Origin of the sequence: Curtobacterium sp. MCJR17_020, assembly GCF_003234365.2 — a bacterium.
Lineage (GTDB): Bacteria > Actinomycetota > Actinomycetes > Actinomycetales > Microbacteriaceae > Curtobacterium.
The window spans coordinates 74,342-97,767 of record NZ_CP126260.1 but is presented as its reverse complement, the minus strand read 5'-3'; the positions used below and the strand labels follow the sequence as shown (position 1 = coordinate 97,767).

The 23,426-nt window shown below is 71.4% G+C and carries 23 protein-coding genes; 9 read left to right on the top strand and 14 right to left on the bottom strand.

Features of this window, described 5'->3' with window-relative positions; genetic code table 11:
• Nucleotides 1-347: 347 nt before the first annotated feature.
• On the bottom strand, nt 348-1,475 hold the full coding sequence (locus DEJ14_RS00455; protein WP_181437373.1) for a LacI family DNA-binding transcriptional regulator: 1,128 nt from the start codon (nt 1,473-1,475) through the stop codon (nt 348-350).
• A 118-nt stretch (nt 1,476-1,593) separates the two neighbouring features.
• Here DEJ14_RS00455 and DEJ14_RS00450 point away from each other — a divergent pair, with 118 nt between their 5' ends.
• From DEJ14_RS00450 to DEJ14_RS00435, 4 genes are all read left to right on the top strand, one after another.
• A complete protein-coding gene (locus DEJ14_RS00450; protein WP_258373145.1) occupies nt 1,594-2,970 on the top strand; it encodes an MFS transporter in 1,377 nt (458 codons plus the stop codon).
• 9 nt (nt 2,971-2,979) lie between these two features.
• Nucleotides 2,980-3,675, top strand: coding sequence for an endonuclease NucS (nucS, locus tag DEJ14_RS00445; protein WP_111083752.1), 696 nt, complete (start codon nt 2,980-2,982; stop codon nt 3,673-3,675).
• Between the two features lie 127 nt (nt 3,676-3,802).
• Nucleotides 3,803-4,459, top strand: a complete 657-nt coding sequence (locus tag DEJ14_RS00440) for an HAD hydrolase-like protein (RefSeq protein WP_111083751.1) — start codon at nt 3,803-3,805, stop codon at nt 4,457-4,459.
• On the top strand, nt 4,456-5,793 hold the full coding sequence (locus DEJ14_RS00435) for an MFS transporter (RefSeq protein ID WP_349775263.1): 1,338 nt from the start codon (nt 4,456-4,458) through the stop codon (nt 5,791-5,793). Before DEJ14_RS00440 ends, DEJ14_RS00435 begins: the two co-directional genes overlap by 4 nt.
• 15 nt (nt 5,794-5,808) lie before the next feature.
• On the opposite strand, the gene DEJ14_RS00430 is transcribed toward DEJ14_RS00435, so the two are convergent.
• Nucleotides 5,809-6,648 carry an NmrA family NAD(P)-binding protein gene (locus tag DEJ14_RS00430; protein ID WP_111083845.1) on the bottom strand — a complete coding sequence of 280 codons (840 nt, stop codon included), beginning with the start codon at nt 6,646-6,648 and terminating at the stop codon, nt 5,809-5,811.
• Nucleotides 6,649-6,685: 37 nt separating this feature from the next.
• On the bottom strand, nt 6,686-7,324 hold the full coding sequence (locus tag DEJ14_RS00425) for a nucleoside/nucleotide kinase family protein (RefSeq protein WP_111083750.1): 639 nt from the start codon (nt 7,322-7,324) through the stop codon (nt 6,686-6,688).
• Nucleotides 7,325-7,378: 54 nt separating this feature from the next.
• On the opposite strand from DEJ14_RS00425, the gene DEJ14_RS00420 reads away from it, so the two are divergent.
• The gene (locus tag DEJ14_RS00420) at nt 7,379-7,747 is read left to right on the top strand and encodes a VOC family protein (protein WP_111083844.1); all 369 of its coding nucleotides are present in this window, start codon (nt 7,379-7,381) and stop codon (nt 7,745-7,747) included.
• Nucleotides 7,748-7,756: 9 nt separating this feature from the next.
• On the opposite strand, the gene DEJ14_RS00415 is transcribed toward DEJ14_RS00420, so the two are convergent.
• The 5 genes from DEJ14_RS00415 to DEJ14_RS00395 form a co-directional block, all read right to left on the bottom strand.
• Nucleotides 7,757-8,197, bottom strand: coding sequence for an NUDIX hydrolase (locus DEJ14_RS00415; RefSeq protein ID WP_111083749.1), 441 nt, complete (start codon nt 8,195-8,197; stop codon nt 7,757-7,759).
• 78 nt (nt 8,198-8,275) lie between these two features.
• Nucleotides 8,276-8,866 carry a TetR/AcrR family transcriptional regulator gene (locus DEJ14_RS00410; RefSeq protein WP_111083748.1) on the bottom strand — a complete coding sequence of 197 codons (591 nt, stop codon included), beginning with the start codon at nt 8,864-8,866 and terminating at the stop codon, nt 8,276-8,278.
• 63 nt (nt 8,867-8,929) lie between these two features.
• Nucleotides 8,930-10,078, bottom strand: a complete 1,149-nt coding sequence (locus DEJ14_RS00405; RefSeq protein ID WP_258373144.1) for a carboxylesterase family protein — start codon at nt 10,076-10,078, stop codon at nt 8,930-8,932.
• 183 nt (nt 10,079-10,261) lie between these two features.
• Nucleotides 10,262-11,494 carry an MFS transporter gene (locus tag DEJ14_RS00400; RefSeq protein WP_111083747.1) on the bottom strand — a complete coding sequence of 411 codons (1,233 nt, stop codon included), beginning with the start codon at nt 11,492-11,494 and terminating at the stop codon, nt 10,262-10,264.
• A 4-nt stretch (nt 11,495-11,498) separates the two neighbouring features.
• On the bottom strand, nt 11,499-12,797 hold the full coding sequence (locus DEJ14_RS00395; RefSeq protein ID WP_111083746.1) for an MFS transporter: 1,299 nt from the start codon (nt 12,795-12,797) through the stop codon (nt 11,499-11,501).
• Between the two features lie 256 nt (nt 12,798-13,053).
• Between DEJ14_RS00395 and DEJ14_RS00390 the strand changes: the two genes are divergently transcribed.
• Together DEJ14_RS00390 and DEJ14_RS00385 are read left to right on the top strand one after the other, a co-directional pair.
• Nucleotides 13,054-13,854, top strand: coding sequence for a sugar phosphate isomerase/epimerase family protein (locus DEJ14_RS00390; protein ID WP_181437372.1), 801 nt, complete (start codon nt 13,054-13,056; stop codon nt 13,852-13,854).
• Nucleotides 13,851-14,966, top strand: coding sequence for a Gfo/Idh/MocA family protein (locus tag DEJ14_RS00385; RefSeq protein ID WP_111083744.1), 1,116 nt, complete (start codon nt 13,851-13,853; stop codon nt 14,964-14,966). Before DEJ14_RS00390 ends, DEJ14_RS00385 begins: the two co-directional genes overlap by 4 nt.
• A gap of 135 nt (nt 14,967-15,101) precedes the next feature.
• Here the strand turns inward: DEJ14_RS00385 and DEJ14_RS00380 are convergent, their stop codons facing one another.
• From DEJ14_RS00380 to DEJ14_RS00355, 6 genes are all read right to left on the bottom strand, one after another.
• Nucleotides 15,102-15,716: a TetR/AcrR family transcriptional regulator gene (locus DEJ14_RS00380; protein WP_111083743.1), complete on the bottom strand. Its 615-nt coding sequence runs from the start codon at nt 15,714-15,716 to the stop codon at nt 15,102-15,104.
• Between the two features lie 155 nt (nt 15,717-15,871).
• A complete protein-coding gene (locus DEJ14_RS00375) occupies nt 15,872-16,393 on the bottom strand; it encodes a MarR family winged helix-turn-helix transcriptional regulator (RefSeq protein WP_111083742.1) in 522 nt (173 codons plus the stop codon).
• An 18-nt stretch (nt 16,394-16,411) separates the two neighbouring features.
• Nucleotides 16,412-16,594 carry a hypothetical protein gene (locus tag DEJ14_RS00370; RefSeq protein WP_111083741.1) on the bottom strand — a complete coding sequence of 61 codons (183 nt, stop codon included), beginning with the start codon at nt 16,592-16,594 and terminating at the stop codon, nt 16,412-16,414.
• 118 nt (nt 16,595-16,712) lie between these two features.
• Nucleotides 16,713-17,348: a hypothetical protein gene (locus DEJ14_RS00365; RefSeq protein WP_146249659.1), complete on the bottom strand. Its 636-nt coding sequence runs from the start codon at nt 17,346-17,348 to the stop codon at nt 16,713-16,715.
• Nucleotide 17,349: 1 nt separating this feature from the next.
• On the bottom strand, nt 17,350-19,383 hold the full coding sequence (locus tag DEJ14_RS00360; protein ID WP_111083739.1) for a primary-amine oxidase: 2,034 nt from the start codon (nt 19,381-19,383) through the stop codon (nt 17,350-17,352).
• A gap of 80 nt (nt 19,384-19,463) precedes the next feature.
• Nucleotides 19,464-20,957: an APC family permease gene (locus DEJ14_RS00355; protein WP_111083738.1), complete on the bottom strand. Its 1,494-nt coding sequence runs from the start codon at nt 20,955-20,957 to the stop codon at nt 19,464-19,466.
• Between the two features lie 220 nt (nt 20,958-21,177).
• On the opposite strand from DEJ14_RS00355, the gene DEJ14_RS00350 reads away from it, so the two are divergent.
• Nucleotides 21,178-22,695: an APC family permease gene (locus tag DEJ14_RS00350; protein WP_111083737.1), complete on the top strand. Its 1,518-nt coding sequence runs from the start codon at nt 21,178-21,180 to the stop codon at nt 22,693-22,695.
• A complete protein-coding gene (locus DEJ14_RS00345) occupies nt 22,692-23,342 on the top strand; it encodes a helix-turn-helix domain-containing protein (protein WP_258373143.1) in 651 nt (216 codons plus the stop codon). Before DEJ14_RS00350 ends, DEJ14_RS00345 begins: the two co-directional genes overlap by 4 nt.
• Nucleotides 23,343-23,426 lie beyond the last annotated feature (84 nt).

Below are 23,426 nucleotides of genomic sequence, written 5' to 3'. Positions count from 1 at the left end.
GTGGTGAAGGCGATGCCCTCGTCCTGCCGACTGCGTCGATCGGGGCCACGGCGGCGTGCGGCAAAGAGGGGCAGGGTGAGGACAGCTACGCCCTAGTGGCCGAGCCCTCCGTAGTCAGCAGCGGGCTCTCGGGGCGTACGTTATGCAAACGCCGAGGCTTTAGCAGTAGCCCGACGTCGGCAATGATCTACTACGACGAACCACAGCGAGGGCGATTGTTCATGTCGCTGGGCGCACGCGGGATCATCGAGCAATACTCGCATCGCAGCGCCTTGGGCACTGAGAGGCGCGCGGAATCAGACCAGCGCCGCCGAGTTCCGGGTTGAACGTATTCCGAAGGACACGGATCAACGCGAAGTCGGCGGCGACCCCGTCGTGTCCCCCACCCGCAACTCCGACGTGAACGACGCCGGCTGCGGCTCCGCCCCCTCGAGCATGGCCAGCGCAGCACGAGCGGCGGCCTGTCCCTTCTGCACGAACGGCTGCACGAGTGTGGTCAGGTGCCGGATCGGGGTCCGGTGCAACAGGCTGTCGTCCACCGTGATGCCGTCGAACCCGACGACGCTGACGTCCTCGGGCACCCGCAGCCCGGCGTCGAGGGCAGCCGAGATCACCCCGACGGCGATCAGGTCACTCTGCGCGATGACCGCGGTCGGCCGTGGCCCGTCCGCGGCGAACAGCTCGACACCAGCCAGACGTCCTTCTTCCACCGAACTGCCAGCAGTCTCGACCGCCACGGCGGAGGGGTAGACCTCGCGCACACCGCGGAGCCGTTCGAGCGTGGTGAACGCGATGCCCGAGGCGAAGCGGTCGTCGTCAACCGGCCCCCGCCGGCGAGCAGCATCGAGCGGCAGCGTCACCACCGTGACGTCGGCGTGCCCGAGGTCCTGCAGGTACGCAGCAGCACGGCGTGAGGCATCCCGGTTGTCGAGCTGGACGGGCACGGCACCCTCGATCTCGTCCGCCTCGATCGCGACGACGGGGATCTGCCGACGCCGCAGCACCGCCACGGCCGGGTCAATCCGGACGTTGCACCCCACGAGCACGACGGCGTCCATCGGGGCATCCACCAGCGGGCCGGCACCCTGCTCATCGTCGAGCGGACTCCGGACCAGCAAGAGCGAAGCCCCCGCAGCCCCGGCGACCTCGGCGATGCCGTCGAGCGTCAGGACGTTCACCGGGTCGCGGAAGGCATCGCTCAGGCGCTCGTCCATCACGACGCCGATGACGCCGGAACGGCCTCGGCGGAGCGAACGCGCACGGGGATCGGGACCGCCGTACCCGAGCTCGGCGGCAGCGGCGAGGACTCGTGCCTTGGCGTCCTCGGACACCGGGCCGCTGCCGCTGAACGCGAGCGAGGCCGTCGACGGCGCGACACCGGCGGCACGGGCGACCGCGGCCAGCGTCGGGCGCGACCGACGGGTGACTCCGCCGCGGGAAGGCGACGCGCCGAGTGCTGTTGCCGGTTCGTCCATCGCCGGTTAGCGTAGCGGGAACAAGCGGTCGAATCGATTCGATAGCGGCCGACCCAGAACAAAACGCGCAGCGCGACCCGCACGACGACCACCAGCAACGAAGCACGATGGGACCACCATGACGACGCCGTCCACCCGCACCGTTCCGACCACCAGGGCCTGGATCATCGCGGTGTTCGTGGTGTTCACCCTGTCCGGGCTCGACATCGCGACGTGGCTCGGCCGGATCCCGAGCGTCCGCGACTCATTGGGCGCGAGCACGTTCGAGATGGGCCTGCTCGTCCTGGGCATGGCCGTCGGTTCGATCGGTGGCCTGACCTTCGCCGGCCACATCGTCGCCAAGCTCGGCGCGCGCCGCGGGATCCAGATCGCCGCCGCCTGCTTGGCGCTCGGCATGGTCTTCGCCGGCATCGCGGTCACGCTCGGGTGGGGCTTCGCCGCCATCTGGATCGCCCTCATCGCCTTCGGGTTCGGCAACGGCCTGTGCGACGTGTCGATGAACGTGTCCGGTGCCGCAGCCGAGAAGGCCGGCGGGCGCACGATCATGCCGCTGTTCCACGCCGCGTTCTCTCTCGGCACGCTGGCGGGCGCCGGGCTCGGTGCCCTGGCCGAGCGGCTCGAGGTCCCGGTCTCCGTGCACTTCATCGTGCTGGTCGTCATCACGAGCGCCGTGATGCTCGTCGCCGTCACGAAGTTCCAGGACGAGCACCGCTTCGCCGAGCAGGTCTCCACCGACACCAGCCCGGTCGCGACGCCGCTCACCCGCATGCAGGTCTGGGCGCAGCCGTCCACGATCCTGATCGGCGTGATCGTGCTCGGCATGGCCCTGGCCGAGGGCTCCGCGAACGACTGGCTGCCGCTCGCGATGATCGACGGACACGGACTCGACAACGCCGCCGGCGCCGGTGTGCTCACGGTGTTCCTCGCCGCGATGACCGTCGGCCGCGTCGCCGGCAGCCCCCTCATCGACAAGTTCGGGCGCGTCCCGATCCTGCGCATCAGCGCCGCCGTCGCGGTGGTCGGCCTCGGCATGCTCATCTTCATCGACAACGTGCCGCTCGCGATCGTGGGCGTCGTGCTCTGGGGCCTCGGTGCCAGCCTCGGCTTCCCGATGGGCATGTCGGCCGCCGCCGACGACCCCCGCACGGCCGCCGCCAAGGTCAGCGCCGTCGCGACCATCGGGTACGTGGCGTTCCTGGCCGGTCCTCCGCTCATCGGGTTCCTCGGCGAGCACGTCGGACTGCTCGGTGCGCTCCTGGTCGTCTTCGTGTTCATCATCGCGGCGGGACTCGCGTCGGGTGCTGCCCGTGAGACCGGCGCCGCCGCCCGGCCGACCCGCGGGAGCGGCGACGGACACGGCGGGGGCGAGCCGCGCCTCCCGGCCGACAGCGCTGACCACGCCGACAACGCCGACAACGCAACCAGCGCTGCCAACGCAACCAGCGCTGCCGACGCGACGAGCGCGCCGTCCGGGTCGGGACGCGACGCCCGTTAGGCTTCCCGGGTGCGTCTCGTCATCGCCCGCTGCTCCGTCGACTACGCCGGACGGCTCTCAGCCCACCTGCCGCTCGCGACCCGTCTGCTCATGCTCAAGGCGGACGGCTCGCTGCTCGTGCACTCCGACGGCGGCAGCTACAAGCCGCTGAACTGGATGAGCCCGCCGTGCTCGATCGAGATGAGCGAGCCCGACGAGGAGCAGACCGTCGGTGGCATCACCGAGGTCTGGACGGTGACGCAGAAGAAGACCCAGGACCGCCTGATCGTGTCCATCCACGAGGTCATCGCGGACCAGACCCACGACCTCGGCGTCGACCCGGGCCTGGTGAAGGACGGGGTCGAGGCGCACCTGCAGCAGCTCCTCGCGGAGCAGATCGAACTGCTCGGCGACGGCCACACGCTGGTCCGCCGCGAGTACATGACCGCCATCGGGCCGGTCGACATCCTGGCGCGCGACGACGCCGGTGCGAGCGTCGCGGTCGAGATGAAGCGCAACGCCAACATCGACGCGGTCGAGCAGCTCACGCGCTACCTCGAGCTCATGAACCGCGATCCGCACCTGCGGCCGGTGCAGGGCGTGCTGGCGGCGCAGACAGTGGCGCCGCAGGCGCGCACCCTCGCCGAGGACCGCGGCATCCGCGTCCTCGTGCTCGACTACGACGCGATGCGCGGCATCGAGGGCGGGCACACCCGCCTGTTCTGAGCGTTCCGCTCGCCGCCCGCAGCGTCTCCCGCAGGAACCGCCGACCGGGAGGCCCGGTGCACGTCCGCCCCGTCGCCCGCGGCACCAGGATGGTCCCGTCGACCGCCGCCGGTAGGGTGGGCAGGACATGACCAGCCCGTTCTCCGCCATCCTGTTCGACCTCGACGGCACCATCAGCGACTCCGCGCCGGGCATCCTCGAGAGTCTGACGCACACCTTCCGCACCGTCGGCGTCCCGGTGCCCGACCACGACACCCTGATGTCGTTCGTCGGCCCGCCGATCATGGACACGTTCCGGGTCGCGATGGGCATGGACGAGGCGCAGGCGGAGTACACCCTCGCTGTGTACCGCGAGCACTACTTCTCGCACGGGGCCCTCGACTCGACGATGTTCCCCGGCATCGACGTCGTGCTCCGCACGCTGCACGACGCCGGGCTGCCGATCTCGACCGCGACGAGCAAGCCCGAGACGCCGGCGACGTACATCCTCGAGCACTACGGGCTCACCGGGGACATCGACATCATCACGGGTGCGAGCGACGACGAGGTCCGGTCGAGCAAGGCCGACGTCGTCGAGGAAGCGCTGCGACGCCTCGACGCCCGCGGGTTCGACATCAGCCGCCCGGTGCTCATCGGTGACCGGGTGCACGACGTCGAGGGCGCCACGGTGCACGGTGTCCCGGTGGTCTTCGCCGAGTGGGGGTACGGCTCGCCCGCCGAGGCCGAGGGCACCATCGCCAGGGCCGCCACCCCGCTGGACCTGCTCCCGATCCTGCTGCCGTGACGGGCGGGACCGATGCGACGGGCGGGACCGACGCGACGAGCGGGCGCGGCCGGACCGGCGCGACGCGGCAGGGGCTGCGTGCCGCCGCGTGGGTGCTGCCCGCCGCCATCGTCCTCATCGCACTGAACTTCCGCGGGCCGATCGTCGCGACGGCCCCGGTCATCGGCGACGTCCGGCTCGACCTCGGCCTGACGTCCACGATCGCCGGGCTGCTGACGACGATCCCCGTGCTCTGCTTCGCCCTGGCGACGCCGTTCGCCAGCTGGGTCATCGCAAAGGCCGACCCCGAGCGTGCGGTGTCCCTGTCGCTCGTCATCGTGCTCGCCGGCACCGTGGTGCGTTCGATGCCGTCGTCCGCCGCACTGCTCATCGGCACCGCGGTGATCGGCATCGGCATCACGATCGGCAACGTGGTGATCCCCGTCGTCATCCGGCGGGACACCTCGCCGGAGCGTGTCGGCCTGGTCACCGGCGTCTACACGTCGGCGCTCAACGTCGGGTCGATGATCACCTCACTCGCGACCGCTCCCCTGGCGGCGCTGTGGGGTTGGCCCGTCGCGATCGCCGTGTGGGCGGTCTTCGCGGTCATCGCCGGGTTCGCCTGGACGTACGCAGTGGGTGCCCGGGCCGCGTGGCGCCGCCCGGTGCGCTCCGACGACGAACCCCTGCCGATCACCGGGCCGATCGACCAGGTGCTCGACACCGGGGCGATCCGGACGATCCGCGCCGACCGGGCCGCGGCTGCCGCTGCTGCCACCGCCGCCGAGCCGGTCCGTCCCGCGCGACGACTCATCACGTGGGGCCTCACGCTGGCGTTCGGTGGCCAGGCGTTCTCGTACTACGCCCTGACCGCCTGGATCCCGACCCTGCTGCACGACGAGATCGGGTTCTCGAAGGCGTCGTCCGGGGCGAGCTCGTCGGTGTTCCAGATCCTGGCCGTGGTCGGTGCGCTCGGGGTCCCGCTGCTCGCGGCGAAGTGGCGGCCGCGGGCGATCATCGCGCTCGTCGCGTTCCTGTGGCTGGCGATGCCGCTCGGGCTGCTGTTCGCCCCGCAGCTCTGGCTGCTGTGGTCGGTGCTCGGCGGTGCAGCCCAGGGCGGCGGCATCACCGTCATCTTCATCGTGATCGTGCGGATCGTGTCGAGCGACGCCGATGCCCGTCGGATGTCCGCGTTCGTGCAGGGCGGCGGGTACCTGATCGGCTCGGCCGGGCCGCTCGTCGCCGGCGCGCTGCACGGTGCGACCGGGGACTGGACGGCACCACTGCTCGTCGTGCTCGTGTCGGTGCTGACGCTCGGGTTCGTCGGCACGATCGCCGCGCGCCGCGTGTCCTGAGGGGCGCCGCGCCCGCTACCCGGCGGCGAGCACCTCGCGCAGCGACATCGGCGCCCTGCCCGTGATCCGCTCGACGTCGCCGGACACGTGCGCGAGAGCCCCCTCGGCGATCGCCGTGTAGGTGCTCACCCACGCATCGGCCTGCCACGGCTCGGGGTTCCACTGCGCCCGCGACGCGTACGCCTCGTCCAGCGTCTCCGGGTGGTAGGTCACCGTGCGGCCGCGCACGTCGGACACCACCGCGGCGGCTTCGGCGAGCGTGATCGCTGCTGGCCCGGTCAGCTCGTAGGTGCTGTTCACGTGCGCGCCCGGGTCCCGCAACACGGCCGTCGCGACCCGTGCGACGTCTGCACGGGCGACCGCCGCCATGGCGCCGTCGCCTGCCGGCCCGCGGATCACGCCGTCCTCACCGACCAGGTCCTCGACGAAGTCCAGGTAGAAGCTGTCCCGCAGGAACGTGTACGCCGTGTCGGTCGCGCGGATCGCCTGCTCGGTCGCCCAGTGGTCGCGCCCGAGGGTGAAGGTCGCGTCCTCGGCCGCGCCGAGGAACGACGTGTAGACGACGTGCCGCACGCCGGCCCCGGCAGCTGCTGCGACGAAGGTGCGGTGCTGGTCGAGCCGGTCCTCGGCCTCGGCCGCCGACACCATCAGGAGCACGTCGATCCCCTCGAGTGCCGCGCGGCTGGCGTCGGCGTCGGCGAACGTCGCGACCGCGACCTCGGCGCCGGGCAGCTCCGGGGCGCGCGCTGCGTCGCGCACGATCATCCGGAACGGCACGCCGTCCGCGGCGAGCGCGCGTGCGACGGCGCCCCCGATGTTGCCGGTCGCTCCGGTGATGGCGATGGCGATGGTCATGGTCGCTCCTTCGATCGGTGTCACGTCGTTCTGCTGGTCACGTCCGAACCGTCCTGGAGGCACGGATCACCGTGGGCGCGACCCTCGCCGCGTTCACACCGTCGACCTCCACCGCCCACGCGCGCGCGGCGTCGTGGTCGCGACCGTGACGCATGTGCCGACCGACCAGGCGGTCGACCCGCACCCCGTCGTCGACGGCGCAGAACCAGGTCTCGGTGAACAGGTCGCCGAGCGCTGCCCACGGTTCGGCGTCGTCGAGCAGGTAGTTCCCCTCGGACACCACGAGCCGGGCGGTCGGCGGGACGGCGATGCTGCCGGCGACGGGCTCGTCGATGCGGCGGTCGAAGTCCGGCGCCCACACGGTGGTGTCGGCAGCGACGAGTCGTCGGACCAGGGCGACGTAGCCGTCGGCGTCGAAGGTGTCGACTGCGCCCTTGCGGTCGTGCCGGCCGAGGGCGTCGAGCGCGGCGTTCGACAGGTGGAAGCCGTCCATCGGCACCTGCACCGCCGTGCCGGCCCCGAGTCGCTCGCCGACGGCGGCGACCACGCGGCGGGCCAGGGTCGACTTGCCGGCGCCGGGAGCACCCGCGATGCCGAGCACTGCCCGGGGGCCCGCCGAGGCCAGCTCGACCGCACGCTCGACGGCGTCGTCGACGCTGCTGTCCGGGTGGCTCACGGCCCCATCCTGGCAGAGCGCGCCGACACCGGACCGGGGTGGTTCACTGGCCGCATGATCGATGCGACGAAGGCGTTCAGCGGGTTCTCGGTGCGCGATGTCCCCGAGGCGAAGGCGTTCTACCAGGACGTCCTGGGGGTCGAGGTCACCGAGGACCACGGCATGCTCTTCCTGCAGCTCGGCGACGGCCACGGTGTCCTCGTCTACCCGAAGGGCCCTGCGCACGAACCGGCTGCCTTCACGGTGCTGAACTTCCCGGTGCCGGACGTCGACGCCGCGGTGGACGAGCTCACCGAGAAGGGCGTCGCGTTCCTGCAGTACGAGGGGATGACCGACGAGAAGGGCGTGAACCGCACGGGCGGCCCGCTCATCGCGTGGTTCACCGACCCGTCGGGCAACGTCCTGAGCATCGTCGCCGAGTAGCGCGTCGCGTCAGCGGGTGAGCGCGCCCGCCCACGCCAGTGCGACGGGCACGAGCAGCCCGTGCCGGTGGTGCGGGAGCTCGGCGATGGGCAGCCAGCGCGACTCGTCGGTCGACCCGTTGATCTCGTCGCGCAGTGCGCCGCCGACGACCGTCGCGCGGAACACGACCTGCACGGCCTTCATCGGGCGACCGTTGGCGTGGATCCGGCGCTCGGCGGGGACGACGTGGTGCCGGACGCCGAGCAGGGCACCGACCTCCGACTCGTACCCGGTCTCCTCGCGGACCTCGCGCACGACGGCCTGCTCGACGGTCTCGTCGAACTCGACGCCGCCGCCCGGCAACGTCCACGTGCCGGCTTCGGGGAAGCGCAGCTTCGCCAGGAGCACCCGGTCACCGTCCGTGATCACGCCGTAGGCGGCGAGCCGGGTGTCGTAGTCGGTGTACTCCATGGGCCGACCATGCCAGGTGGGCGAGCCGACGCACGCAAGCCGCGCCGTGCCTCCCGTCCGTGCTCCCGCTCGGAGTCCTCAGGCGTCGACGCGCGCTGCTGCCCAGCCGACCCGCATACGGGCGACGGCGCGGTCGAAGCCGCTCAGCGGCTCGGCGTCGTCACGGACCATCGCCTGCAGCTGCAGCCCCTCGAACAGGGCCATGAGCTGCTCGGCGGCGTGCCGGGGCGAGGCACCCCGCGGCTCGCGGGCGGCGACGACGTCACGGACCAGGGCGAGGGTGAGGTCCTCGAACGCCCGGGTGTACTGGGTACGGAACCACCCGGCTGCGGGGTGGCCGGGGTTCGATGCGGCGCTGAGCACGGCGATCCGGAGCCGGACGAGGGCCGGGTCCGTGATGCCGGCCTCGAGCCGGGCACGCAGGTACGCGACGGCACCGTCCCGTTCGGCGACGGGCCACAGGGCGAGTCGGCTGCCGTTGTTCCACCGGTCGATGACGGCGACGACGAGGAGTTCCCACATCGGGAACGCTCGGCTGACCTCGGCGACCGGCACGTCGGCGTGCTCGGCGACCTCGTCCGGTCCGACCCGGTGGAAGTCCGTCGCGCGGTACGCCTCGATCGCACCGGACACGATGCGTGCACGGAGATCGGCGTCGGGCGTGGGCATGCAGACGATTGTCCGGTCCCGGGGACGACCACGCGACCGCCAGTTCAGGGGGCGCGAAGACGGTCAGTACCGGTCGAAGGTCAGCGTCTCGTCGTCCGGGGCGGTGACGGCGCCGGTCCGGGCGAACTCGGCCCAGATCGCACGGAAGGCCCGGCCGCGCCGCTCGACCTCGGGCCAGTCGCGCTCGGGGACGAAGCGGGTGCCGGCCCAGGCCTCGCGGCCGCCGAGCAGCAGCGGCAGGTCGCTCATGTGGACGGCGCCGGTCGGCGCGGTGGTCACGCCACGGACGAGCCGGTAGGACGTCGCCCGCCCGCCGGCTCGACGGTGCCGCGCGGTGAAACGTCGGACGTCGCGGCCGTAGATGACGTCGGAGAGCGGACGGACCACCCACCAGCGGAGCGCCGGGCGCAGGATCCGTGACCGAGCGACCCGCGACAGACCGCGGACCAACGGCACGTACATGCCGGTCTCGTCCGTCGCGGAACCGATCAGCACGTCGACGTCGGGAGCGACTCGACTCCAGGCGTCGTCGAGGTCGCGTTCGGCGGGCAACGGGGCGAACCCGTACTGGGTGCCGAACGGCATCCCGCCCGCGAGTCCGTACGGCGCAGCTGCCCGGGTGCCGAGGGCCTGCCGTTCGAGCAGGTCGTCGAGCGGGGTGTCGGCGTGCACGGCACCGACGGCCCGGATCATCGCGCGGTTCATCCGTGACCGACCGCGCGACAACCCGAGCGGTGCGCTCTGGATGATCGCCCGGCGGAACAGCCCGGCCGCGCCGTCGCTGATCATCAGGTGGGCTGCTGCGTCGCCGCCGGCCGACTGCCCGAACACCGTGACGAGGTCGGGGTCGCCACCGAACGCGGCGATGTTCGCCTGCACCCAGCGGAGCGACTCGAGCAGGTCGAGCAGCCCGAGGTTCGCCAGGATCGACGCCCCGTCGCCCAGGAACCCGAGGACTCCGAGCCGGAAGGTCACCGACACCACGACCACGCGCTGCTCGGTCACGAGGTCGCGGGCGTCGTAGATCGGCAGATCGCCGCCGCCGATGACGTACGAGCCGCCGTGGATCCAGACCATCACGGGCAGGCGCTCGTCGGGCTGCACGTCGGCGGGCAGCGTGATCGACAGGCGCTGGCAGTGCTCGTCGACGGTGATGTCCTCGACCTCGCCGAGCAGCTGGTCGACGAACTGCGCGTGCGGCTGCGGCGCCACGGGGACGGCGTCGACGCGTGCAGTTCGCTCGCGAAGGGCGGCATCGGCTCCGGCGGCGCGAACCGCTCGGCCCGCGCGTAGGGGATCCCGAGCACGCGGACGACGTCGCCGTCCACCGTCCCGACGATCGGGCCGGCCGGGGTGTCGAACGGGGCAGGCGTCGCGTCGAGCATGGGCTCCACGCTACCGAGGGTCGCTGACGCGCTCGTGGGTCGGCTCGGCGACCGGACGCAGCGATCCGGAGGCGGCGAAGGCGGCCACGAAGAGCACGGCGATCAACCAGAGCGCGCTGAGCGCGCCGACCTGCTCGGCGATCGCGCCGATGACGGGCGGGCCGGCGAAGTTCGCGACGTACCCGATCGACGCGACGACGCTGACCCGGGCAGCCGGGTTCGGGCCGCTCTGCGCCGCGGCCGACATGCCGAGCGGGAACCCCATCGAGACGCCGACCGCCCAGAGGACCACGCCGATGAGCGTGAGCCACCAGGTCGTCCCGACGATGAACAGGACGGCGCCGAGGATGCCGAGCGCGGTCGTCCAGCGGACCGTCCGGACCCGTCCGAGTCGATCGACGACGGGGCCGGCGAAGACGCGCGTCGCGGCCTCGGAGACCGCGAACACGGTGAAGAAGAGTGCGCCGACCGTCGCCGTCTGACCGTGCCCGTCGGTGGCCGCGAGGGCGAGCCAGTTGTTCGCCGACCCCTCGCCGAGTTCGACGCCGAGCATCACGACGCCGATCAGCAGCAGGCGGACGTCCGCCCAGCCACGCGCCCACTGCCGCAGGCGCTGCCGCGGGGTGAGCGTCGTGTCGTGTTCCTCGGCGCGCGTGCCGTCCGGGATCGCGCGCATCGCGATCACGCCGACCACCAGGATGACGACGGCCTCACCGATCAACTGGGCTGAGGGGGTGATGCCCAGCCACGCGCAGAGGGCGGCGATCCCGGCACCGAGGGCCGCGCCTCCCGACCAGGCGGCGTGCATCAACGGGAGCAGCGTGCGACCGGCGAGCGCCTCGATCGCCGTGCCCTCGACGTTCGCCATGACGTCGAGCGCGCCGATCCCGGCACCGGCGACGACGAACCCGACGCTCGCGAGCGGCACGGAGTGCAGCGCAGCGGCGACGCCGATGAGTGCCAGTGCGGCGGGGACCAGGACGGCGACCGCCGTCAGGGCACGTCGGCCGCCCAGGCGCCGGAGCAGCGGGGCGGCGCTGAGCAGGCCCCCGATCGAGCCGATGGTGACACCGCCGAGCATGAGGCCGATGGTGCCGATGTCGACACCGAGCTCGACGCGGAGCTCCGGGAGCCTGGGACCCCAGCCGGCCAGGCTGATCCCGCCGATGGCGAACGCGACGATGATCGCGTTCCGCCACCCGGCGAGCTGGCTGCGGTCCACGTCGACCCCGGAGGTGTGCATCCGGCTATCGAACCCGCTTGATGGGGATCACCACAAGAGCACCGATGATGGCGATCGCACCGGCGGCCCAGCACATGAGCGTGTAGTTGTCGGCGGCGTCGCCCGACCCGATCTTCAGGAAGAAGAGTGCGACGGCCGGGGCGAGCGACTGCGGCAGCGCGTTCGCGATGTTGATGACGCCGAGGTCCTTGCCGGGGCGGTCGGCGTTCGGCAGCACGTCGACGACGAGCGCGGTGTCGATGGCCGAGTAGATGCCGTACGCGAAGCCCATGATGACCTCGGCCACGTAGAAGCCGTTCACGGTGTCGGCGTGCGCGAGCACGACCAGGCCGACAGCGAACATCGCCGTCGAACCGCCGACGAAGACCTTGCGACGGCCGATCTTGTCGGATGCCCAGCCGGACAGTGCCGCACTGACCAGGAGCGCGATCGTGTAGAGCAGCACACCGAAGGCGACCGCCGCGGTGGCCTCCTTCGCGTCCTCGATGCCGAGGTGCTTCTCCATGTAGAGCAGTCGGTAGGTCGTGAACATGAAGGTGGCGAAGATGATCAGGAAGCGCGACCACCAGGCGAACGCGAAGTCCGGGTTCTTGATCGGGTTCGTCCAGAACGAGGCGATGAGGTTCAGGAACGTGAACTTCTTCAGCTTGTACGTCGGCAGGTCGTCACGGGCGACCACGGCGTACACCGCGACGAGGATGATCGCCAGGATGCCGGGTGCGATGAACAGCACGGGCAGGTTCGCGACGAAGAACACCGACAGGTAGGTGCCGGCGAGCACGGCGATGTTCTGCGCGAGGGCGATGATGCTCGACGAGCGGCCGCGCTGCAGCTGGGGGACGTTGTCGGCGAAGCTCGCGAGCAGGGTGGCCAGCGTCGCGTTGGCGGCGAGCTGGGCGAGGAGCCAGGCCAGCGTCAGGTTCAGGACGTCGGGCGAGTAGGCGATCCAGGCGAGGGCGATCGCGAAGACGACGACACCGCTCAACAGCCAGGGCCGACGACGACCCCAGCGGGTGCGGGTGCGGTCGGACAGTGCGCCGGCGAGGGGATTCATGATGAGCGCACCGAACGCGCCGATCGGCAGCACCGAGCCGATGACGTTCGCCGCGTCGTCGCCGACCAGGGCCTGCGCCTTGAGCTGCATGCTGACGTAGACCGGTGCCATGAGTGCGACGAAGAGGCCGAACTGCCCGAGGAACAGGGCGATCTGGTAGCCGATGCCCACCTTCACGGTGCTGATCGGCTGCGTGATGCCCTCTTCGGGGTTCAGCAGTGCCGGGCTGCCGGGTTCGGGTGTGCTCATGACGCCTCCTTGAGTCGATGCTGGTGACCAAAACCGTCCTGTGCACGGTTTTGACTGGCTGAGCATACATCGACAGGTGTCGTTCACGTACCGACGTGCGACACGGGAGGACGCAAAAACTACACACCGGGTGGTTTTTGGGGTAGCGTCGTCATCGATCTCGCCGTGGAGCATCGCTCCTCGACGGACTGCGACACCCGGTGCTTCGACACCTGGGTGTCGCGACACCCAGACAGGACCGAAGGAGCCTTGAGCAATGCCCACCACTTCTGTGCAGCTGTACTCGCTGCGAGACGCCATCGCCGAAGACCTCGACAAGGCCATCGCCCGCGTCGCCGAGATCGGGTACGAGAACGTCGAGCCCTACGCGTTCGTCGAGCGTGCCACGGACCTCGAGCGTGCCTTCGCCGCGACCGGCCTCAAGGCACCGTCCGGCCACGTCGCCGTGATCGACGCCGAGGACACCGCCCCGATCTGGGACGCCGCCGAGCGCCTCGGCATCCAGACGGTCATCGACCCGTTCATCCCGACCGACCGCTGGCAGACCGCCGACGACGTCGCGAAGATCGCCGAGCGCGTCAACGTCCTGACCGCCGAGGCAGCCTCGCGCGGCCTCAAGTTCGGCTACCACAACCACCAGTGGGAGTTCACGAACAAGGTCGACGGCCGCACGGTCTACGACCACTTCGTGTCGCAGATCAGCCCGGAGACGGTGCTCGAACTCGACACCTTCTGGGCGACCGTCGGCGGCGCCGACGCCCCCGCCGTCCTGCGGGCGCTCGGCGACCGTGTCGTCGCCATCCACGTCAAGGACGGCAAGGTCGACGGTGACATCCTCACCGCGCTGCCCTCGTCGGAGAGCGCGCTCGTCGTGCCCGAGGCGCTGCAGCGTGCGTTCGAGAACCAGACCCCCGCGGGCCAGGGCGACGTGGACGTGGCGGGCATCCTCGCCGCGGCGCCGCAGGCCATCCGCGTCGTCGAGTTCGACGCCTACTCGGGCGACGTCTTCCAGGGCATCACCGAGTCCCTCGCCTGGCTGAAGGACAACGACAAGTGAGCCGCATCGGAGTCGGCATCATCGGTGCGGGGAACATCTCGGACCAGTACCTGACGAACCTGACCCAGTTCGCCGACGTCGAGGTCCTGATGGTCGCCGACCTCATCCTCGAGCGCGCCGCGTCCCAGGCCGAGAAGTACGGCGTGCCCGCGTCCGGCACGGTCGAGGAGCTCCTCGCCCGCGACGACATCCAGATCGTGGTGAACATCACGATCCCTGCCGAGCACGCCAAGGTCGGCCAGCAGATCATCGCTGCCGGCAAGCACACCTGGAGCGAGAAGCCGGTCGCGACGAACGCCTCGGACGCGCAGGAGCTGCTCGCAGCCGCTGCGGCCGCCGGTGTCCGCTACGCCTGCGCCCCCGACACAGTCCTCGGTGCGGGCATCCAGACCGCCATCCGCGCCATCGCCCGCGGCGACATCGGCACGCCGCTCACCGCGACGACGATGTTCCACGTGCCCGGACCGGACCAGTGGCACCCGGACCCCGAGTTCCTGTACGCCCAGGGTGCCGGTCCGCTGTTCGACATCGGCCCCTACTACGTCACGACGCTCCTGCACGCCTTCGGCGCCGCCTCGCGCGTGCAGGCCGTGTCGTCGAAGTCCCGCGAGACGCGCGTGATCGGTTCCGGCCCCCGCGCTGGCACCGAGTTCGCCGTCGAGGTGCCCACGCACCACGCAGCGCTCATCTCGTTCGAGGGTGGCCAGTCGGCGCAGACGACCCTGTCGTTCCAGCACGCACTGCCCCGCAACGGCTTCGTCGAGATCAACGGCTCCGAGGGCACCATCGTGCTGCCGGACCCGAACGTCTTCGACGGTGACAGCACGCTGTGGACGCTCGGCAAGGACGAGCCGACCACGCTGACGCACAAGGGCTCCACCTGGGGCCGCGGCACGGGCGTCGTCGAGCTGGCCCGCGCGATCGCCGAGGGCCGCCCGGAGCGCGCCTCCGGTGCCGTCGCGTCGCACGCGCTGGACGTCATGCTCGGCATCCGCGATGCCGCCGAGTCGGGCCAGTCCGTCGAGATCACCTCGTCGATCGACCCGATCCAGCCGCTCCCCGAGGACTTCGACCCCGCTGCCGCGGTCCTCGCCGAGGCCGCGAACGCGTAGTCACGTCGTGCGTCGCGCACCGCGCCGCACCTGGTGAGCAGGAATGGTCGGGTCCCGAACGGGGACCCGACCATTCCTGCTCACGAAGCGCACGGCCACGAAGCGCGCGCCGCGCAGGCGCACGCCACACGCCGCTCACTCCGGCGGCGCGGGCACGATCTGCTCCAGCAACCGCAGCACCTTCTCGCCGTCGACCGCCTCGGGGTCGAGCAACCACTGCACCTGCAGCCCGTCGGACGCCGCGATGCTCAAGCTCGCGAGGTCGACCGGGTCCAGGTCGCTGCGGATCCGCCCCGCCGCCTGGTCCGCCGCGATCAACGCGGCCAGGTCGGCCCGGAGCCGCGTGAACCGTTCCCGCATGAAGTCGCGCGTCGCCGGGTGCCCCTCCTGCACGGCGTCGGCCGCGAGCGTCGTGTAGAGCTGCACCAGACCCGGCACCGCACGGTTGCGCGAGGCACTGTCGCGCATGTCCCCGATCGCCGACTTCAACCGGTCGGGCGCCCCCTGCTCGCGCACCTCGTGCTCGCGGTAGACGGCGAGCAGCAGTTCGTCACGGCTGGGGAAGTAGTGGCGGAGCGCCGCGTGGGTGATCCCGAGGGCTTCGGCCACGGATCGCAGCGACGATGCGTCGACGCCCTGTTCCGCGACCATGCGGATCATCTCGTCGAGGATCTGGGTCCGGCGCTCGGCTCCCTTGCGGTACCCGCCGCGTCGCGGCGGGGCCGCGTCGTCGTCGGCGGGGTGCGTCATGCACCCAACTTACCGCTGGAAGGTTTTAGCGCCACCCCTGGACTGGAGGCCCGTGTCGGGGCCGCACCGCATCTCCCGCCCTCAGGCGGTCGCGACGACTGCCCCGGGTCACGTCCGCCCGGTCGCGTCAACCCTGGTGGTCGACCGCGATCGTGTCAGTCGTACTCGTCCACCGGCACGGGCAGCCCCTCGGCGAGGGCATCGCTGATCTTCGTCAGCGACTCCGCGAGGACGGCGTTGTCGGCGTCGGACAGGTGGTCGAGGACCCCGACCACGGCTTCGTGGAAGCGGGCGTACGAGGCATCGATCTTCTCGGCGGCGAGTTCGGTCGGTTCGAGGACCTGCGCACGACGGTCGGTGGGGTGCGCTGTGCGGACCAGGAGTTCCTTGTCGACGAGCGCGTCCACGAGCTTCGTGACCGAGGCGTTCGACACGGTCAGCATGACGGCGAGGTCCTTCGGCCCCATGGTGCGGCCGTCGCGGTGCGCCTGGAGCATGTACCGGATCGCCAGCGACTCGTTCTTGCTCAGCCCGCTCTCGATGCGTGCGGACTCGATCTGCTGCTCTTCTGCGTGCTGGAGGCGCAGCAGCGCGTCGACGGCGGTCTTCGCGGCCTCGGATCGGGGCTCGTGGGCGTAGAGGTGGACGTGCTCTCGACGGACGACGGTCAACGGCATGTGATCATGCGCTCCTTGCTACGCGGCGGGGACGGTGAAGAAGTCGGCGTACGCCGGCTCGGCGCGCCCGGCGAGGAGCGACGGGTCCTCGATGCGGCGCTCGACGTAGGCGTCGATGACGGCCGGGTCGGTCAGACCGATGCGGGGGTGGCTGCCACCGATCCGTGCCGCCCGAGGCATCCCGGAGTACGTGCTGTGCATGTCTGATCCCGCCCTTCTGCGGCCGTTCGTCCCCTGCGGACGTTCGAACTCTTTCACGACGTGAACGTTTTCCGCAACGAACGGTTCGACAAATGTACGTTTCGCGCGCCGAACCGGTTCAGACCATCGCTGCGGCCATGACCGCCACCGCGATCCCCATGGCGAGCGTCTCGACGACGGGGAGCGCCCGGGCCCGACGCCGGATGCCGTCCCGCACCATGTGGGCGGTGAGCAGCAGGTAGCCGGTGGTCAGGCCACCGAGGACGACCTGCCACGTGACGGCGACCGCGCCGTCGTGTCCGTGCATGCCGACACCCGTCATGCCGGTCATGCCGGGGTCGTGCGCCATGCCGACGCCCAGCGCGCCCATCACCAGCAGACCGAGCGCCGCGTGCAGTCGCCCGAACCGACCGTGCGCCGAGGTGCCCCGGACCGACGGAGCCGACCCGGGCCTCCCGTCCGAACCGGACGCAACAGACGCACCGGACGCACCGGACGCACCGGACGCACCGGACGCACCGGACGCACTCTGTACCCGGTGCACTGCGGCGACCACCACGGCCAGCAGTGCGAGCACCACGAACCAGAGCACCCCGGGCAGGACGCGCGGCCCGAAGGCCCCGTCCACCATCGCGGCCACCATCACCACTGCCGCCACCACGTCGACCGCACGGCCGGGGCGCCACGCCCCGACCGTGCAGCAGGCCCCGGCGGACGCCGGCACGATCGCGGCGAGCCCGAGCAGGTCGGTCACGTCAGTGTCCGTGCCCGTGGTCGTGTGCGACGGCGTCGTGCGCCGCCTCGACGCCACCGGACGCTCGGTGCGAGCAGTGCGACGCCGCGGTCGCACCGATCGCGGCCGGCACGTTGAGCGCCGGGTTCCGCGGGAAGAACCCGTACGGCTTGAGCGTGAACTTGGCGTGGTCGACCGGCATGACGGGCCAGTCCTCGGGCCGCGGGAAGTGCGTCGGGCCGAAGGTGTGCCAGAGCACGATGTCCTCGCCGTCGAGCGGTCGGTCCCCCTCGACGTAGCGGGCGACCCCGTCGCCGCCGGGGTTCTGGTGCACGAAGTCGCCGGCGGCGAAGCGCTCCGCCGGGTCGTACTGCGTGACGTACAGGTGCTTGCGGGCGAACTCGGCACGGGCGGCGACGGAGGACGAGTCGTCGGCGAGCAGCACGGGGGCGTCCTGCGGGTACAGCACGTAGCCGGTGGGGCGGTCGAGGTGGTTGCGCTCCTGGGTGTTCGAGACGAACCACGTGCGCGCCTTGGACGCGTCGGCGAGACGACCCGACGACGACTCCGACGCGATCCGGGTCACCGACTTCGTGAACGCGTTGCCGTGCTCGTTGCCCGGCCCGACCGGCACCCGCACGGCGTCGACCTCGTCCACGGCGTTCGACAGCCCGTCGACCATCATGTCGAGCCGCGCCGAGAACAGGTGCTGGTGGTACGGGGCACCGAGGCCGGGGGCGACCTCGGATGCGTACGGGTAGTCATCGCCGGACTCCGATCGCCCCGGGTACGAGCTGGTGAAGAGCACGCCGGTGAGCTTCGCCTCGCACTCGATCGTGCCGTCCAGGTACAGGTACCAGTAGAAGCCGTAGTCGTAGTTGCCGACGGTGGTGAAGAACGAGATCACCAGGCGCCGGGACCGACGGACCTCCTGCGAGCCCGTGTAGATGTCGCCGTGCTTCCAGAGCGTGCCGAAGTCCTCCTCGTGCATGCAGATGCCGTTGCGGATGGTCTGCGGGTTGCCGAGCTCGTCGGCCAGGACGGCGTCGAAGTACTGGATCTCGCCGACGCAGTCGCAGCCGAGCTCGAGCGAGTTCGTGAACCGCCCGAACAGGTACTCGCCGGTGTCGAAGTAGTTCTGCCAGAACCGCACCGGAGACGGGTCGCCGTACGGCACGAGCATCTCGTCGATCGACGCCCGGTACACGATCGGGCGCAGCCGCTCGCCGTCCTGCCACGAGAGCTGGCGGAGCACGAGTCCCTCGCGGGCGTCGAAGCCGACCTGGAACCGCCAGTTCGCCCACTCGACGAACTCGCCGTCGACGCGGAACGACGGCCCCTCGGGCTGGGTGATGACGATCGGCTTGAGGTCGAGCGGTTCGCCCTGCATCGCCGGGTCGTCGAAGTTCCCCGAGGTGGTCGGCACGGGCATGTCCGCCACGTCCACGATCCGCGTGACGGCCCGGTTCGCGGCGTCGACGTACGCCGACAGGCCGTCGACGGGGTGCGCCCACACGTGGTCGGCCGGGTGGTCCTGCTTGAAGGCGAGCACGCGCAGGATGCGCCGACCGACCTCTTCCGGGTAGTCGTAGTACCCGGCGGACAGCGGCACGCACTTGACCTCGTCGGCGGACAGTCCGCGCTTCGCCAGGGCAGCGACCCAGCGCTCGTCCGCGTTCGCGATCTCGCCGACGGCGTCGAACTCCTCGATCAGGACAGGCAGCTGGCCACGGGACCCGTCCAGCACGTCGGTCCGCAGCACCGCGCCGGTGGTGATCGACACGACGCGGTCGGTGGAGCGACCGGTCGCCATGTCGAGCAGCATCACCCGGGCCGTGCGGTCCGGCAGGGGGCCGTCGCCGGCCTGCCACGCCAGGACCTCCTGCTTGTGCGGCTCCTCGAGGCCGACGTAGGCGAAGCGGGTGGTGTCGGTCCAGTCCGGCTGCGCCGTGACGAGGTCGCGGACGGCGGTGAACTCATCGGGCGTCAGGCTGCCGAGCGGGTGCGTGGTGGTGGCTGCGTCGGTGGTCACGGTGGTCGGGTCGGTGATCGTCATGTGCGTGGTGCTCCTTGCGCGTTGCGTCGTGCGTCGGGTCAGGTCGGTTCGGCCGGGAGGCGCGTGGTGCGCCCGGCGGGTCAGCTCTCGGTGGCGAGACGGTCGAGCATCTGCTCGTAGCGGCTCCGGCTGCGGCGTCGCAGCACCACCGCCTGCACCACGCCGATGACGGGAACGACGACGACCAGGCCGGTGAGCACGATGCTCACGACGCCGAAGACGCTCGCGCCCGAGGCGTCGACGTCGCCGACGAGCGTCGGGAAGTTCACCCAGATCAGGACAGCGGCGGCGACGAGCCCGAGGAACCCGAGGACGGGCGCGACGATGGTGTTCCAGACCCGCCGGTCACCGGGGTTGCGGCGGAAGTACACGATCACGGCGAGGCTCGTCGCGGCCATCAGGATCGCGACGCCCAGGGTGGCGACGCCGGCGAACCAGCTGAACACCTGCAGCACCGGGTCGAGGCCGAGCACCGCGAACAGCACCATCAGCACGGCGGCGGTGACGGTCTGCACCAGGCTCGAGGTGTGCGGGGACGCGTGCTTCCGGTGCACGTCGCCGAGCCGGCCGGGCAGCAGCGACGCGTTCGCCATCGAGTGCTGGTACCGGGTGATCACGTTGTGGAACGACAGGACGCAGGCGAACATGCTCGTCAGCAGCAGCACGTTGAGCACGGCTTCCCCCGCGCTGCCGATGTACTGCGCGGCGGTGGTGAGGATGAGCGATCCGGGGTCCTTCGCGACCTCGGCGAGGATGCCGTCGGGGCCCCAGGCCATCACGAGCCCCCACGACGCGAGCGTGTAGAAGACGCCGATGCCGATCACGGCCGTGTACGTCGCACGGGGGATGGTCCGCTCCGGGTCCTTCGCCTCGTCGCGGAAGATCGCGGTGGCCTCGAACCCGATGAACGCGGCGATGGCGAACATCAGCCCGACGCCGGGCGACCCGGACATGATCTGGGTCGGCTCGAACGGTGCGAGGGACAGGCCGTCGGCTCCGCCGCGGAACACGATCGCGGCGACCAGGACGAGCACGATGCCGACCTCGCCGACGAGCATCACGCCGAGCACCTTGCTCGACAGGTCGATGTGCCGGTAGCCGAGCATCCCGACCAGGGCCACGACGACCAGGGACCAGACGTACCAGGGGATGTCCGGTCCGCCGAGACCCGTGACGGTGACGCCGAGCAGGTACCCGATGTAGCCGTGCACGCTGACCTGGATGGTCGTGTACGTCAGGAGGGCCAGCGTGGCGGCTCCCGCGCCGGCCGGACGACCGAGCCCGTGCCCGACGAACGTGAAGAACGCGCCCGGCCGCGGCACGTGCCGGGTCATCGCCGCCAGGCCCACCGAGAAGAGCAGCAGCACGACGGCCGACGCGGCGTAGAGCGACGGGAACCCGACGCCGTTGCCGAGCAGCATGCCGAGCGGGGCGGCGCCGCCGACGACGGTGAGCGGGGCGGCGGCCGCGACGACCATGAACACGATCGCGGTGACGCCGAGCGAGCCGCGCATGGTCCGCTGCGGCGCGGGTGCGGCTCCGAGTGACGCGGGGTCCTTCGTGATGCTGGACATCGTGGCCTTCCGGTTCGGGTGGGACGGGGTGGGTGGGGATCGCAGGTGGTGGTGCTGGGTGTGACCACGGTCCCGTGCCGCCGTTGCAGTGCCGTTCCACCGACGTGAAGCCCTGTCGCCGCCGAATGGGACGTGCTCGTCGGAGGCGTCTCGTTTGCGTGAGACCCCGTCGAAACACCACCGAGACACGGGCGCAACGACGCAGCCCTACGGTTGCCGCATGACCGCGCTCGACCGAGCCATCGCCGACCCGCCACGGGTGCCCGGCGTCGGCACGCGCTCCCCCGTCGACGGGTTGTCGCGGCGGAGCATCGGCCCGGTCGACGTCCTCGCCCAGTCGGTGTCGGCCGTGGCACCGTCCGCCGCCGCGACGACGATCCCGGTCCTCGTCGCGACGGTCGCCGGCCAGGGGGCCACGTGGTCGCTGCTGGCTGCGATGGCGCTGTCGTTCCTGGTCGGGCGGACGGTGAACCAGTTCGTCCGACGCGTCGCCGGTACCGGCTCGCTCTACACCTACGTCTCGCTCGGGCTCGGCCCGGTCGCCGGGGTCGTCGCGGGCGCAGCACTCCTGCTCGGGTACGGCTTCATCGCGATGTTCTCGCTCACCGGCAGCGGCTACTACCTCGACTACCTGCTGTCCCGCTTCGTTCCGGCCGCCGGCGACGACGCCCTGGTCACGATCGTCGTCGTGCTGGTGATGGGCGCGGCCGTCTTCGCGGTGATCGCGCTCGGGGTCCGGTTGTCGACCCGGCTGACCCTGCTCGTGGAGTCGCTGTCGGTCGCGGTCATCGTGGTCCTGATCGTCGCACTGGTCGCGCGCCTGCACCCGGCAGACGCCTCCGCCGTCGCCCTCGGGCCGACGCAGCCGGCGTCGTTCGCGGTCGGCACCGCCCTCGCCGTGACCGCGTTCGTCGGGTTCGAGAGCGCGTCGGTGCTCGGTGTGGAGGCCCGGCGCCCGTTCCAGGCGATCCCCCGCGCGATCTCGTGGACCGTCCTGGTCGCCGGGGTGCTCTACGTGGTCAGCGCTGCGGCCCAGCAGATGGGGTTCGCCGCCGTGGGCGCCGACCTGGCGTCGAGCGCCTCACCCGTCAACGAGCTGGCGAACGCCTTCGGCATGCAGTGGATCGGGTGGGCGCTCGACCTCGGGATCGCGGCGTCGTTCGCGGCGTGCGCGATCGCCTCGACCACCGCGCTCGTGCGGGTCCTGTTCGCGATGGGCCGCGAAGGGGTCCTGCCCCGGGTGCTCGGTCGGGCGTCGCCTCGCTTCCGGACCCCGTTCGTGGCCGGCGCGGTCGCGTGCGGCGTGCTCACGGTGCTGCCGGTCCTCGGCCTGGCGGGCGGGATCCCGACGTGGACGCTGATGGAGGCCGAGCTCGTCGTCGCCGCCCTCGGGTACATCGCGGCGTACGCCCTGACGTGCTTCGCGGCCCCGGTGTTCCTGCGGCGCATCGGTGAGCTGACGGCGGGTGTCGCGGTCGTCGCCGTCACGACCGGGGTCCTGCTGACCGCCGTCCTGCTCACCTACCTCGGGGTCGAGGCCGCGTCGTCCCGCTGGCCGGCCGTCGCCCTCGCCGTCGGGACGGTCGCCGCGGTGGTGGTCGCGTTCCTGGTGGCCACGCGTCGGCGACCCTGGCGGCGGGGTCGGAGCCGCGCCGTGTACGACGTGCCGGTCGAGGCGGACCTGCTGGGGGCCTCCCGTCCGTCCGCCGGAACCGGCCACCAGGCGGAGGTGCGGTGAGCGAACCCGGACTCCGCGCGCGGCAACCGAAGGCGATCCAGAACGCCCTCGCGGTGCTGGAGGCCGCCGCGCACGCGGGACCGGGCGTCACCGCCCAGCAGATCTCGGAGGCCCTCGGGATGCCGCGGGCCACCACCTACCGGCTCATCACCCTGCTCGTCGAGGACGAGTACCTCGTCCGGTTGCCGGACCTGCGCGGCTTCGCCCTCGGCCACAAGGTCGCCGACCTGGCCGGGGTGTCGCCCGCGCCGACGCTCGCTCCGCTGCCCCGGGCCGTGCGGTCGGTGCTCGCCGACGTCCGCTCCGCCGTCCGGGCGGGCGTGCACCTGGCGCGCTACGACGCCGCCGGTGTGCGCGACATCGACGTCGACCCGGACTTCCCCCTGCTCGACGAAGCCGCACTGCGGGCGACTCCCGGGTCGAGTGCGATGGGGCGGCTGCACGCCGAAGGGGGCCTCGGACCGGTGCACCAGGTCGGCGCGTTCACGGCGGGGTTCGGGTGCCTGGCGCTGCCCGTCCGGGGCGAGCGCGGAGAGCTCGTGGCGGGCCTGACCCTGTCGGCGCCGGCTGCCCGGGTGTCGTCGCCGGGCGACGCGTTGGTGCACCTGCGCCGGGCGGTGAGCCGGCTCGAACCGCTGCTCGGGTGAGGTTCTCGGCGAGCTCTGAGCACACTTTTGGCACTCGCCAGGGTCGAGTGCTAAAACGGAGGCAGTTGAGTCGAGGGGACTCAA

Coding starts and splice junctions, on each gene's coding strand:
- DEJ14_RS00455 (WP_181437373.1), bottom strand. CDS start 1,475: ATGGACGAACCGGCAACAGCACTCGGCGCGTCGCCTTCCCGCGGCGGA.
- DEJ14_RS00450 (WP_258373145.1), top strand. CDS start 1,594: ATGACGACGCCGTCCACCCGCACCGTTCCGACCACCAGGGCCTGGATC.
- DEJ14_RS00440 (WP_111083751.1), top strand. CDS start 3,803: ATGACCAGCCCGTTCTCCGCCATCCTGTTCGACCTCGACGGCACCATC.
- DEJ14_RS00430 (WP_111083845.1), bottom strand. CDS start 6,648: ATGACCATCGCCATCGCCATCACCGGAGCGACCGGCAACATCGGGGGC.
- DEJ14_RS00420 (WP_111083844.1), top strand. CDS start 7,379: ATGATCGATGCGACGAAGGCGTTCAGCGGGTTCTCGGTGCGCGATGTC.
- DEJ14_RS00415 (WP_111083749.1), bottom strand. CDS start 8,197: ATGGAGTACACCGACTACGACACCCGGCTCGCCGCCTACGGCGTGATC.
- DEJ14_RS00410 (WP_111083748.1), bottom strand. CDS start 8,866: ATGCCCACGCCCGACGCCGATCTCCGTGCACGCATCGTGTCCGGTGCG.
- DEJ14_RS00400 (WP_111083747.1), bottom strand. CDS start 11,494: ATGCACACCTCCGGGGTCGACGTGGACCGCAGCCAGCTCGCCGGGTGG.
- DEJ14_RS00395 (WP_111083746.1), bottom strand. CDS start 12,797: ATGAGCACACCCGAACCCGGCAGCCCGGCACTGCTGAACCCCGAAGAG.
- DEJ14_RS00390 (WP_181437372.1), top strand. CDS start 13,054: ATGCCCACCACTTCTGTGCAGCTGTACTCGCTGCGAGACGCCATCGCC.
- DEJ14_RS00380 (WP_111083743.1), bottom strand. CDS start 15,716: ATGACGCACCCCGCCGACGACGACGCGGCCCCGCCGCGACGCGGCGGG.
- DEJ14_RS00375 (WP_111083742.1), bottom strand. CDS start 16,393: ATGCCGTTGACCGTCGTCCGTCGAGAGCACGTCCACCTCTACGCCCAC.
- DEJ14_RS00370 (WP_111083741.1), bottom strand. CDS start 16,594: ATGCACAGCACGTACTCCGGGATGCCTCGGGCGGCACGGATCGGTGGC.
- DEJ14_RS00360 (WP_111083739.1), bottom strand. CDS start 19,383: ATGACGATCACCGACCCGACCACCGTGACCACCGACGCAGCCACCACC.
- DEJ14_RS00355 (WP_111083738.1), bottom strand. CDS start 20,957: ATGTCCAGCATCACGAAGGACCCCGCGTCACTCGGAGCCGCACCCGCG.
- DEJ14_RS00350 (WP_111083737.1), top strand. CDS start 21,178: ATGACCGCGCTCGACCGAGCCATCGCCGACCCGCCACGGGTGCCCGGC.